The following is a 12,930-nucleotide window of genomic DNA, read 5'->3' as shown; positions in this document are numbered from 1 at the left end:
CCGTGGCAGGATGCCCTGTCCTGGTCGGTTACCCGTCGCCGTCTTTCTCGCCCCGCCTCAATGACCGCGACCGGCTCCGGCTGATATGAATAGCTACAGTGTGGACTACATCGACGATTTGTATGTCCAATATGTGCGTGATCCCGAAAGTGTCCCCCTTTCTTGGCGGGAGTACTTTGAGCAATTTGTCATCGGATCGGCGGCGCTGGCCGACCGGGACAAAGAAAAACGGGCCGTTGACGCCAATGAAATCGCCAAAACCACGGTATCCGTCACCGATGGGGGACCACCTCAAACGGTTCAGCCCTCGCCTAGAAAAGAGCCCACCGCGGTCACGCCTCTGCGAAACGGCCAGCCGTTGTCCGAGCAAGACATCGTGCGAGACCAAGCGCTTTGGATGTCGCGGATGCAGCACCGCATCAATCAGCTCGTCCGCGAGTACCGCGTCCGCGGTCACCTAGTCGCCAAGCTGGATCCCCTGGGTCTGGCTCGCCCCGATTCGCCCGAACTGAATCCGACTCTTTACGGAATCAGCGACGAGGACCTCAGCCGACCGCTGGACACCACGACGATTGAACACGTCAGCGGTGGGACACTGGATGCCATTCTAGAAAAACTAAAAAACACGTACTGTCGTAGCATCGGTGCGCAGTTCATGCACATCGACGACCGCGGGATTCGCGATTGGCTGCAGCAGAGGATGGAGTCGACCCAGAATCGATTGGACCTGCCCCACAAGACCCAGCGCCGTATTTACGCACGCCTGGCCGATGCATCGATTTTCGAAGAGTTCGTGCGTCGCAAGTTCGTGGGCGCAAAAACATTCTCGCTCGAAGGCGCTGAGAGCCTGATCCCGATGCTGGACTTGGCGTTGGAAAAGGCGGGCGAGCATGAGGTCAAAGAAGTCGTGATGGGGATGGCTCACCGCGGACGTTTGAACGTCATGGCGAACATCCTCAAGAAACGAGCCATGAACATCTTTTGGTCGTTCGATGATCCGAACCCCGAAATGAGTCGTGGCGGCGGCGACGTTCGCTATCACTTGGGATACAGCAGCGACTGGAAAACCGCGGCCGGCAAAAAGATCCACATCTCACTTTGCTTTAACCCCAGCCACCTGGAGTTCGTCAACGTCGTCGCGCTCGGTCGAACCCGATGCAAACAGGACCATCAGGGTGACACGGATCGCAGCAAGTGCATGACGATCCTGATCCATGGCGACGCCGCGTTTGCGGGCGAAGGCGTCGTCCAGGAAACGCTGAACCTGAGCCAATTGGCGGGCTACAAGACCGGCGGGACGCTGCACATCATCATCAACAACCAAGTCGGCTTTACCACCGAACCCAACCAGGGACGCAGCAGCACGTACGCGACCGACATCGCAAAGATGCTGCAAATCCCAATCTTTCACGTCAACGGCGAAGACCCCGAGGCGGTTGCCCAAGTCGTCGAACTGGCGATGGAATTTCGCAAAACATTCCAGCGAGACGTCGTCATCGACCTGTACGCCTATCGACGCTGGGGTCACAACGAAGGCGATGAGCCCCGGTTCACCCAACCCCGGATGTACTCGGTTATCGACCGTCGCGACAGCGTTCGAGTTCAATACCTCAAACGACTCGAGGGACTTGGAAAAATTTCTCCCGACGAAGCCGAAAAGATTCAGCAGAGTCGAACATCCAAACTGGAGTCTGAGTTCGAAGCCAGCCAGCACGAGAAATTCGTTCCCGATACGCAAACCTTGGCTGCGAACTGGAGCGATTACTTCGGCGGTGATGAACCAACCGAACCAACCGATACGACCTATGACCGTCAACGTCTGTCAGAACTCGTTGACTCGCTGACACGTTTACCGGAAGGTTTCTCGCCCCACAAAAAGCTCAAGCGGCCGATGGCCAATCGTCGGCAAATGGCTGCTGGAAAGCTGCCGTTTGATTGGGCCACCGCCGAGCTTGCTGCGTTCGCTTCTCTGTTGGTGGAAGGCTACCCGATTCGCTTCACCGGCCAGGATTGCGAACGCGGAACCTTTAGCCAACGCCACGCCGTGCTGCACGACGTCCGATCGGGTGAACGCTACACACCGTTGTCGCATCTGAGTGAAAACCAAGCTCCACTGGAACTGTACAACAGCCCGTTGAGCGAGGCCGGTGTGCTGGGATTTGAGTACGGCTATTCGCTCGATTCGCCCAACGGCTTGGTGATCTGGGAAGCCCAGTTTGGCGACTTCTGGAATTGCGCCCAAGTCATCGTGGATCAGTTCATCGCCAGCGCCGAGGACAAATGGAACCGTCTCAGTGGTTTGGTGATGATGCTGCCTCATGGTTTCGAAGGCCAAGGCCCAGAGCACTGCAGCGCCCGCGTCGAACGCTTCCTGGCCATGTCCGCTGAACAGAACATTCAAGTCTGCCAGCCCACGACACCAGCGCAGCACTACCACATGCTCCGTCGCCAACTGATTCGCAAATGGCGAAAACCGTTGATCGTACTGACCCCCAAGAGCCTGTTACGTCATGGTGAAGTGGTCAGCCCGATCGAAGACTTATCCGATGGTCAATTCCGCAAGATCCTGACGGACCCGGACGTCGCGATGTCCGACGCTCGGCGAGTGATGCTGTGCACCGGCAAGATCTATTACGACTTGCTCAAGGAACGTCGCACCCGCGAAATCAACGATGTCGCCCTGGTGCGTCTGGAACAGCTCTACCCGCTCGGCGTGAACGAAGTCCTATCAACGTTCAACGGCCTCAAATCCGGGACGGAAATCCGTTGGGTGCAGGACGAGCCGATGAACATGGGAGCTTGGCCGTACGTCAAACTCAGCTTCGGCGACGAACTCACCGCGGCAGGGTTCAAATTGATCCCAATCACGCGAGCCGAATCGGCCAGCCCCAGCACCGGCAGCATGGCGGCTCATGTTCTGGAGCAAAAGGAACTGATCGAGGCCGCGTTCGAAGGCCTGTGAGGATCAGTGACGGGCAAGTCAATGATTGGTAACGGCCAGACGCTTGGCGGGGCACGCTATCGACTTGGAAAGTCGAGCGACAATTGTCGTTCGACTTTCCAAGTCGAAAACGAACACCACCATACGCTCAAACTCAAACCATACGCATTGTGCCGTGCTGCGCAAATGTTACCTCCCCCAGCTGCAGAGACTGCTGATTTAATCGTGTTGCGTCCAGAAATGGTGAGCGGCAAGGCATTAGCCTGGATTATTCATCAGCCGGCACGCGATAGCGTCCGGTTCCCCAGTAAAGGCATGAAAACCGGACGCTATCGCGTGGCGGCTGATATGCGCAGACTGTTTTCGTGCCAATCTGCGTAAACCGTTTGGTGCAAACGTATTGCGAAGGCTGTAATCAGTGGCGTGAATAATCCGGGCTAGCCGCCGGCAGCGGTGCTTTACCCGCGGCTAACGCCTTGCGGCTCACTAAATCAGCAGTCTTCTGCACTGATGGACTCCCTACGTCCAGCGATCCGCCTGAGCTTTCGAACTCCCTGTCTGCATAATCGTTGCATCCCCGACGGCTGGTCTTCTGACCGCCCTTGGCGACTTCAATTGCCCCCCGCCCCCGGTCCAGACGTTTCGAAAGCAGACTACCCTGACGCTTTGTTCACCGGGTGAATTGGCATCCGGTGAACTGCTTTCGAATGCTTTTGCCCTCGGTTCCTTTGCCGCCCCGTCTCTCCTCCGTACTGTTGACTTCATCATGCAGGTTCGAAAAGCCGTCATCACGGCCGCCGGCCCCCGTCAAAACCGGCTCCCCCTCCAGCAACTCGTCAGCCGCCATGGCGACGATAAAACAGCGTTGCAGTTGATCGTCGAGGAAACCCTCGCGGCAGGCGTCGAGGAGATCTGTGTGGTGATCAAACCCGGAGACCAGGCCGCTTATGAATTGGCATCCGGCGAACACTTGGGTAGCCTGCACTTTGTGCAACAGCCCAAGTCTCTCGGATACGCCGATGCAATTTATCGCGCGAAGGACTTCACCGGCAACGATGCGTTCTTGCATCTGGTCGGAGACCACCTTTATCTCAGCCAAACCGATGTCGCTTGTGCCAAACAGTTGATCGATGTGGCTGGTGATTGCGAGTGCTCGGTATCCGCGGTGCAAGCCACGCGTGAAAACAAGCTGCCCTATTTCGGTATCGTTTCGGGAACACACGTTGCCCAACGAAAAGGCCTGTACACCGTCGATCGCGTCGTCGAAAAACCCACACCGACGTTTGCCGAACAGGAACTGGTCACCGCGGGATTGCGAAGCGGGCACTATCTGGGATTCTTTGGCATGCACGTGCTGACCGCCGACATCATGCCCGCAATCGAACAAGTACTGCACACAGATCTTGCCATTTTGCCGACACTCTCCGATGCACTGGAGGTGTTGAGAACCAAACATCAGTACTGTGCCTTTGAAGTCCAAGGCACACGGCACAACCTGGGCATTCGCTACGGTTTGTTGATCGCCCAACTGGCCATCGGACTTTCCGGTCGCGATCGTGACCTGATCTTGACCGAGATGGTCGACCTGTTGGCGAAAGACATCGGGGCGGGGGCAGGCCAATGAACCCCTTGATCGAAATCATTCTGTCCGAACATGACAGCATCCGCCACCGATCGCTGGAAAGCGTGTGCGGCGAGGCGTCGTTGGATCAGCTCTTGGAACACACCTCGGCATTGGACGCGTTTCGTCGCGGTCAACCCAATCTGTATCATCGAGTCCGTGCGTTGTTCTTTTTGTCAGCGATCTATCGCTATCACTTGCCAGAGCGACTGGGAACGCAGCACACGGGGTTGATTCCCTACGAAGGCTACGAGCACTTGCTGTCACGTCGATTCGTCGAAGCCATCGATACGTTCTTGGAACAGCAAACCAAGTCGGGGCCGAGCGATGGACTCAGCAGCGCCTTGGCCCAAGCCTACCATCAGTTGGGTTTCCAAACGCTGGCCGACCAAGTACGTCGCAGTGTACGAACGGTCAAAGGAAACCAGTGGATGTTCCGGCTCGGTCACCCCGCCGATCACCCCCTGCGACTGCGTCCCGAGTTGTTGGTGGAGGACGCCGCAACGGGCGCGACGCCGCTGATGCGAGAAACCACGGCTGTCCGCATGGACCTTTCGCACAGCGCCTGGAGCGACATCTTCTTTTTGGGGATGGATTATCCCGAGGGCGCGCGTGTCCTGAACATCTCCGTCGACCTGGGCGTACGTGGGCGCGACGAATGTTCACGCCCGCCCATCGAAACCTACTTGCGTGTCATCGACGAACCCGTTTTCCGTCTTGCCAGCGTCGATCTCGGGGCAACCGCTGAGATCACCGAAATCGGCGAGATGTTCGACTTTGCCCGTGACTACCTGGGACTGCTCAAAGCAGCCGTCATCGCTGCAGGGATCGTCCCTCCGGGTTTGGAAGGATGCGGACGTCCGATGTCGGAGCTGCTGGAAAGATTGGCCGGTCCCGGCAAAGGCCTGGAGTTGGTCAGCAAAATCAACGACATCCCCAAAGGCTCTCGCCTGGCCGTCTCCACCAATCTGCTCGGTTCGCTCATTTCGATCTTGATGCGAGCGACCGGCCAAGTCCAAGCACTGACCGGGCGACTGGAGGAAAACGACCGCCGACTGGTCGCCGCGCGCGCCATCTTGGGCGAATGGCTCGGCGGTAGCGGCGGAGGCTGGCAAGACAGCGGAGGAGTTTGGCCGGGCATCAAACTGATCGAAGGCACCACGGCGGAGCCGGGTGACCCTGAATATGGCATCAGCCGTGGTCGCTTGATGCCGGTTCACAAAGTCCTCGGCCCCCAGGATGCATCGCCCGAGACTCGACAAAAACTACAGGACTCGCTCGTTCTGGTTCACGGCGGCATGGCGCAAAATGTCGGCCCCATCCTCGAGATGGTGACCGAGCATTACTTACTACGCAGTGAGCGCGAATGGGCGGGGCGGGCCGAAGCAATGAAGGTGCTCGATGAAGTCGTCGAGGCCATCGCGGCGGGCGACATCCAGGCCATCGGTCGAGCCACGACGCGAAATTTTGTCGGCCCTCTGCAAACCATCATCCCGTGGGCCACCAACCGGTTCACCGATCGGCTCATCGACGCGTGTCGTCAGCAGTACGGCGACCAGTTTTGGGGCTTCGTCATGCTCGGCGGTATGTCTGGCGGCGGCATGGGATTCTTGTTTGATCCCCAAATCAAATCGCAGGCACAGACTTGGCTCGGTGAAACGATGGTCCGAATCAAACGTGAAATGCAAACGGCATTGCCGTTCGCGATGGACCCCGTCGTTTACGATTTCCAAATCAACGATCAAGGCAGCTTTGCCGAACTATTTTGCGGCGATGAAGCGGCCATGCCCGATCGCTATTATCAACTGGTCTTGCCACGTTTGCTCCGAACGCCGCTTCGTGATCTGTCCGACTCTACCCGCGAGGAGCTGCTGCAAATCGGACGTCGATGCCAACAAACCGTCGGCGGCAGTGAAACCGCGACCCTGTTGCTCAGCAGTGTGCTGCCTCACGCGATCAGCGACGAACACCGCGAAGCATCATTACAGCAACTGCTGGCTCAAATCGGATTCGATCGTGAACAACACGAAGCCGTCCGCGGTGACCTCAAGAGCGGACGTATCGGTCTGTCACAGAATCGACTTTCCCGCAGCACCACCATCACCGAAGTGCGACCCCAGGATGTCGTCGACGTGCGTGAGGGTGCCGGATCTCGCCACGTCCAGCTCGGCTCCAACGCCATCCGCAACGGTGAAGTCGCCGTCGTGACCTTGGCCGCCGGTGTCGGAAGCCGCTGGACGCAAGGTGCCGGCGTGTGCAAGGCATTGCATCCCTTCAACCGATTCGGCGGACGTCACCGCAGTTTCCTCGAAGTCCACTTGGCCAAGAACCGGGCGACAACCAAGACTCACGGCGGCGTGATCCCCCATGTGTTCACCACCAGCTATCTGACGGATCAGCCGATTCGTCAACATTTGGCCGACCAGGATCAATTCGGTTTCGACGGTCCCGTACACGTTTCCACCGGGCGCAGCGTCGGGCTGCGAATGGTTCCGATGGTCCGCGACCTGCGCTTCATGTGGGAGGAAATCTCGCAGCAAGTGCTGGACGAACAGCAGCAAAAGGTCCGTGAGAGTCTCCGCAACGCTTTGATCGGTTGGGCCAAGTCGGCGGGCGAAGCGAGCGATTACACCGACAACCTGCCCAATCAATGCATGCACCCCGTGGGACATTGGTACGAAATCCCCAACTTGCTGCGAAACGGCTTGCTGAATCAAATGCTCAGCGAACAGCCCGAGTTGAAATACTTGCTGCTACACAACATCGATACACTCGGCGCAAGCGTTGATCCCGGCCTGCTGGGATTGCACATCGATGCAGGCAACGCGTTGTCGTTCGAAGTCATCACGCGACGACTGGAGGATCGCGGTGGCGGCTTGGCGTTGGTCAATGGACGCCCGCAATTAGTCGAAGGCCTGGCGATGCCCAACGAACAAGCCGAATTCGCATTGACCTACTACAACTCCATGACGACTTGGATCGACATCGATCAATTACTCTCCGCCTTCGGACTGACGCGTGATCAACTGGGTGACTCGATTGTGGTTGACGCAGCCGTGCGAGGCTTGGCAGCCCGCATGCCGACTTATGTGACGCTCAAAGAAGTCAAGAAGCGTTGGGGACACGCTCAAGAAGATGTCTTCCCCGTCGCACAATTCGAAAAACTGTGGGGCGACATGACAACGCTGCCTGAACTCGATTCACGATTCTTTGTCGTTCCCATGCGTCGCGGCCAACAACTCAAGAGCCAAGATCAGTTGGACCCGTGGAAACGAGACGGTTCTGCCGACTACATCGAATCCCTGTGCGACTGGGACTGAGCCGTTTGACCCGCAGCCGAAGTCGCAGGCGGCGTTTGGTGTCGTGTAGCGTAATGTCTGTGAGCCGATGGCGCTAGCCACGGGCCTCGCAGGGTTTCGTCAACACCACTGGGGCCCGCGGCTAGCGGGCCGTTGATTTAGTGAGCCGCGACGCGTAAGCGGCCGGGCCTACCGCATTGCCCGGTGCCTTACGGCCCACGGCTCACCCTTGCGTTCCCAATTTCGATTAAATCAACAGCCCGCTAGCGCTGGACTGCTCAAAGTTTGCTGTTGACACGTCTTTTCGAAGCCACCGTTCTATTTTTTGTCACCTCCCCCAAGGGAGACTGCTGATTTAGTGAGCCGCAAGGCGCTAGCCGCGGGCCTAATGGTGTTGACGGAACCCTTCGAAGCCCGTGGCTAGCCCGGATATTGCATCCATCGGTTATTGACGCGGGGTTGCGAGTTCGATACGTCCGCTTTTGGGAAATGATTTGATTTTGATGGGGGCTTTCGCAGCGCCGCGCAGAAGGCCCCCCCTCCCCCAAGCGAATGATTCGCTTCGTGGTTGCGTTTTCCTCGAGGGTTGCCGCCCTTAGTCGCTTCGGCAAAGACGCGCCATGACTTCGTTAAAGAGACTCGCGCTAGGGCAGTGAGTCGGAAGGTGAAAAATCACTCGCCGACAAGTCACGCGCACTCGCGCGGCAATCTTGAACAGACGCAAGCGGATCGTATCCACACGCATCCGAGCATGTGTAGTGCCCTGAAGTGCCAACCGGCGGATTCCGTCGACCAACACATACGCCAACGACGACAGAATCAAACGAAACTGATTGGCCATGAAGTCTGTGCAGCTGGTTCGATCGGCAAACAAACACATCTGTTGTTCCTTGATCCGATTCTCCATTTCACAACGCTGACAATAACGTTCTCGATAGAAATCCTTCGGGTTCCAAGCAACACTGCAGATCGTTCCAGGATCGAGGATTTGTCGAACCTGTTTGCCGTCCACGCGAGGGCGATGATAAGTCGGCTCGACGATCCCTTGGGCACTGGGCAGGTTTGTCACGACGAAACGCGGGTTGGCTCCCTTGTCGCCGTGCTCCGCCTTGCCGAGAACCCAGCGATGACGGTCCCATGTTTCCTGAGTGCGATAACGGAACCACTTGAAAAGCGTTCGCGTGGATTTAAATTTCAAATGCTCAAGTCGAGCACGGGTCATTTCGCAGGCAATATTGCGGATCAAGACGTTGTTCTTGGGCAATCCGAAGACATAGTAGACGTCGTTTTTATCGCACCAACGCATGAGTCTTTCATCAGAATATCCGCCATCGCCACGTAAAATGATTTTCGTCTCCGGCCATCGCGAACGAATCTTTTGAACCAGCAGTTTGGTCACCGCGCGAGCGTGATGGGCTGCGCCAAAACTGCTGGGACGTAAGTAGGCGACAAGCAACTGATAGCCACAGAACACGTACAGCGGCAGAAAACAGTGGCCGTCGTAGAATCCATTGAAGTAGTTTTTGTCTTGATTGCCGTGCGTCGGATCATCTGTGGCATCATAGTCCAACGTGATTTCTTCGGGCGGTTTCTCGTAGCTGTCCAGAAAGGTGTTTACGATTTCTTCGTGGATAGCCAGCATCGCTTTGCGATCGACACGATTTTCGAAACGTGAATGCGTTGACGGACTGGCCAAAGGAACGTGTTCGTCGCTGTCATAGTCATTCTGTGCAGGTGTGCGTCCGGCAGCGACTTGAAAGGCTGCATCATGCCGCAAGTGGGCGTGATCGTTGCCGTCCTCGTAGCCTGCCGCAATTCCAAAGATACGACTGGTCAGGATCTCGGCCTGCGGATGTGCGGTGTAGATAGGATCGCGTGGATCGGCAATACAAGCGTCGACTCGGCGGATCAGGCCGAGTCGTTGATCGACTTCGCGAAGCAGTAGCAATCCGGCGTCGGACGTGAGCGTTCCGCCATCAAAATCAAACTCGACAGCTTGGCGACGGAGGCGTTTCAGTGCAGCTCGTTTTCGATTACGCTTTGTCATTGCCGAGAGCCTTGGGCTTGGGATGTGTGAAGTGTTGTAACTCCAATGCATACCAGGACTAAGGCTCTTGCGCTATAGGGGGAAACAAATTTTCGGATGCAATATCCGGGCTAGCGCCATCGGCTCACAGACACAATGCAACACGACTAAATCAGCAGTCTCCAAGGAACTTGGGGGAGGTCGAGCAGAGCCGTTTAGGCGAATGCGAGGGAGGGGGTATGGGTGAAGCAATAGGTTCACCAACGCGGTTTGCGGCGTGTAGGCCCCCTCCCGGATCTTGCTTCGCTCGATCCGACCTCCCCCGGCTGCGCCGGTGGATGTGACAGAAAACTTGCGCAAACCATAAAAGACACAACAGCAAACTTTGAGCAGTCCAGCGCCTTGCGGCTCACAAAGTCAAAAGGCAGTTGATTAGAGCATCGGCCAAGCGTGGCCGTCTTACGATTCCAACGCCTTCAATCGGGCTTCCAAATCATCGATCCGCTCGGTGACTTTGTCCAATCGAGCAATCAATTGATCGACAGCGCTCTTGGATTCACTGGGCACTGCAGAACGGGGTTGTGCTGTTGCTGTACTCCCAGCGTCCGATTCAGATGCCGCTGCTTGCTTGGCCATCCGTGCGTCCAAGTACAGTCGATCCTGCGTCGTGTAGAGTTTGTGAGCGAATGTCTGCCCGCGTCCCGGCGGCGAAAGAGATTCAACGAGCTGCTTGTCTTCCAGCTCTTTCAATACCTGCTTGGTCGTCTCTAAATCATCCAGCTTGTACATCCGGGACGCACGCGTGCGAAGTTCGCCGATCGTTTGCGGACCACGGAGCAGCAGTTCCGTCATGATTGCCGCGCCGGGGCTGTCCACGCCCAGCCATTCATAGGCCGCATGGCGATACTTGGTCACACGTCCATTGCCTTGAACCTCGCGTGCCGCGCCACGTTCTCGCAACTCGTCCAATGCCAACAAGACATCGTCTTCGTCCAAATCCATCACCGGTGAACGATTGGATTTTTGATTACAACCACTGACCAACCCCGCCAAGCTGAGCGGATAGTTGTCAGGCGTTGTCTTGGCTTTCTCGACCAACACCCCGAGAACGCGTTGTGCTTTATCGGAAATCGGCGACGGTTTGGGATCAGATTCTTCGGACACTTGGACAGACGAATAGGGAAAGGGAATGGGAATGGGAGTTAATCAGATCGCAGTATGCAGAGAGTTCATTTTATCCATCTCCCGCCGCTCAAGTGCAACCGGTCCGAGAATTCTTGATGATTCGGTTTTGATTCCATTTCGATGACCTGATGCCCATTGAAAACTCAAGCGTCAACAATCAAGGGGCATCGATCAACGGGGCGGTATTGCTTTCATCGGCCATGCCGCCTGGTAGTTCCATGATCCGCATGTTGCGAAAGTGAATCTCACGTCCTTCGGATTCTAGGCAGATGTAGCCGTTACGCACCGACGCTTCACGGATGCTGTTGACGAATTTGCCGTTGACAGACAACTGCACCGAACCATCGATGGCGACGATCAAGTAATGATTCCATTGTCCCACTCCGAGGCAACGATTCTCGACAGACTTGCTGCGGTTGCCACGCGGATTGGTGGGGATGGCCGTCATGCCGCCCGCGCCGAATAATTCACCGTGGACGTAGGCGATCGGCGGCAGTGTCCCATCGGCGCCCTTGTGCTGATTGACCCAGTCCAGCTCAAGCATCTGGACTTCCATGCCTTTGGGCAAACGATTGCCGGAGGGAACCGCATCACACCACAAGAACATGCCGGAGTTGCCGCCCGGTTCCATGTGCCGCCACTCGACGCTGATGATAAAGTTCTCGTATTGACGATCACTTCTCATCACACCGATCGGTTGCCCCGTACAGATCAACATGCCGTCACGAACCGACCAAGTCTCCGGAGAGGTGTTGACGTCGATCCAGCCACTGAGATCCTTGCCATTGAACAAGTCTCGCCACTGGGGCACCGCGACGGCTGGGGACTCCGGTTCGTCCGCGGACAAGGGTGCCGGCAGTGAGAGCAACGCGACCAGCGTCACCGCGATTACAGTTCCTGACAGAACAGTTGAATTCAACCCATGACGCATGATTCACTCCGGCAGTTTCAATCGGTGTTTGTTTTGCTCGTAGAACTTGGTGATGTCCAAGCCCGCGCGACGTTCTTCCTCCATCAAACCGATCCTGGCTTCTAATCGTTCCAGTCTCCGCGCCAACTGAGGAACCAGATCCACATTGGGGTCAGTCTTGATGATGCGAGGCACCTTAGGATAGCCCAGATGCCGCTGCAGGGCGCCGAAAAGAAACAACGGATCCTTGCGTCGGTTGGCAAATGCGATTCGGCCTTCCTTTTCGCCAAACAGGAACGGTCCTTTGTTCTCGATGGACTCGCCGGCCTCTAGCAATCGGCGTTTGTACTCGTCACTGACCAAGAACAACAAATCGCTCAGTTCCACCAGACCGATCTGAGCACGCATGCCAAGAATCCATTTGGACCAATCGTCATCAAAAATCGGATCGTTGCTGATCGCCGTCAATCCCTTGTCGTAACTCAGACGGTTGCGACAAAGGACTTCGAACTGAAACAAAAACATCCCGGCGGGCGTCGCACCCTGAATGCGAAACTTGACTTCGGCCTCCATGATTTGCAACGCCGTGCCCATCAGGAAACGCCCCGTATCCTCCTCGCTTTGGCGGATCAGATAGGTTTGAAAGTCGGTGAAGTAGTGCCCCATCCGTTGCATCGCCGGAGCCAGCAGACCGGAATGCTTGACTTCGGTGAGCAAGTATTCCATCGCCATCGGCAGTTTTGTTGTCGCCAACACCTCGTGACGCAACTGCTCAAGCAACTCCTGGATGGGCATCTGCTCTGCGGTGCGCAGCCGTAGCAGTTCGTAAAGGTGCGCCTGCTCGATATACTCTTCTTCATCGAGCGGTTGCGGACGCGTCACCGCTTGCCGGCGACGAACCACAGAGGGTGGCGGATTGCCGGGACGACGAGAGTGAGTCGACATGCC

The 12,930-nt window shown here is 56.8% G+C and carries 7 protein-coding genes; 3 read left to right on the top strand and 4 right to left on the bottom strand.

Annotated elements, in window-relative coordinates:
* The first annotated feature begins 85 nt into the window (after positions 1-85).
* From Pla52nx_RS08305 to Pla52nx_RS08295, 3 genes are all read left to right on the top strand, one after another.
* Entirely contained in the window at positions 86-2,962 is a 2,877-nt protein-coding gene (locus Pla52nx_RS08305; protein WP_146519702.1) for a 2-oxoglutarate dehydrogenase E1 component, read from the top strand.
* Positions 2,963-3,707: 745 nt separating this feature from the next.
* Positions 3,708-4,565: a sugar phosphate nucleotidyltransferase gene (locus Pla52nx_RS08300; RefSeq protein ID WP_146519703.1), complete on the top strand. Its 858-nt coding sequence runs from the start codon at positions 3,708-3,710 to the stop codon at positions 4,563-4,565.
* The gene (locus Pla52nx_RS08295; RefSeq protein ID WP_146519704.1) at positions 4,562-7,882 is read left to right on the top strand and encodes a UTP--glucose-1-phosphate uridylyltransferase; all 3,321 of its coding nucleotides are present in this window, start codon (positions 4,562-4,564) and stop codon (positions 7,880-7,882) included. The genes Pla52nx_RS08300 and Pla52nx_RS08295 overlap by 4 nt, the downstream gene beginning before the upstream one ends.
* Positions 7,883-8,456: 574 nt before the next feature.
* Here Pla52nx_RS08295 and Pla52nx_RS08290 read toward each other — a convergent pair.
* From Pla52nx_RS08290 to Pla52nx_RS08275, 4 genes are all read right to left on the bottom strand, one after another.
* The gene (locus tag Pla52nx_RS08290) at positions 8,457-9,908 is read right to left on the bottom strand and encodes an IS1380 family transposase (RefSeq protein WP_342190172.1); all 1,452 of its coding nucleotides are present in this window, start codon (positions 9,906-9,908) and stop codon (positions 8,457-8,459) included.
* Between the two features lie 438 nt (positions 9,909-10,346).
* Positions 10,347-11,051 (bottom strand): YceH family protein, encoded by a 705-nt coding sequence (locus Pla52nx_RS08285; RefSeq protein ID WP_146523652.1) that lies wholly within the window; start codon positions 11,049-11,051, stop codon positions 10,347-10,349.
* A 178-nt stretch (positions 11,052-11,229) separates the two neighbouring features.
* Positions 11,230-12,003, bottom strand: a complete 774-nt coding sequence (locus Pla52nx_RS08280) for a 3-keto-disaccharide hydrolase (protein ID WP_146523651.1) — start codon at positions 12,001-12,003, stop codon at positions 11,230-11,232.
* A 3-nt stretch (positions 12,004-12,006) separates the two neighbouring features.
* A complete protein-coding gene (locus Pla52nx_RS08275; protein ID WP_231742840.1) occupies positions 12,007-12,927 on the bottom strand; it encodes a hypothetical protein in 921 nt (306 codons plus the stop codon).
* Between the last annotated feature and the right edge of the window lie 3 nt (positions 12,928-12,930).

The sequence above is a fragment of the Stieleria varia genome (genome assembly GCF_038443385.1).
GTDB lineage: Bacteria > Planctomycetota > Planctomycetia > Pirellulales > Pirellulaceae > Stieleria > Stieleria varia.
The sequence above is the reverse complement of the archived record's forward strand: the minus strand, read 5'-3'. Positions and strand labels throughout refer to the sequence as shown.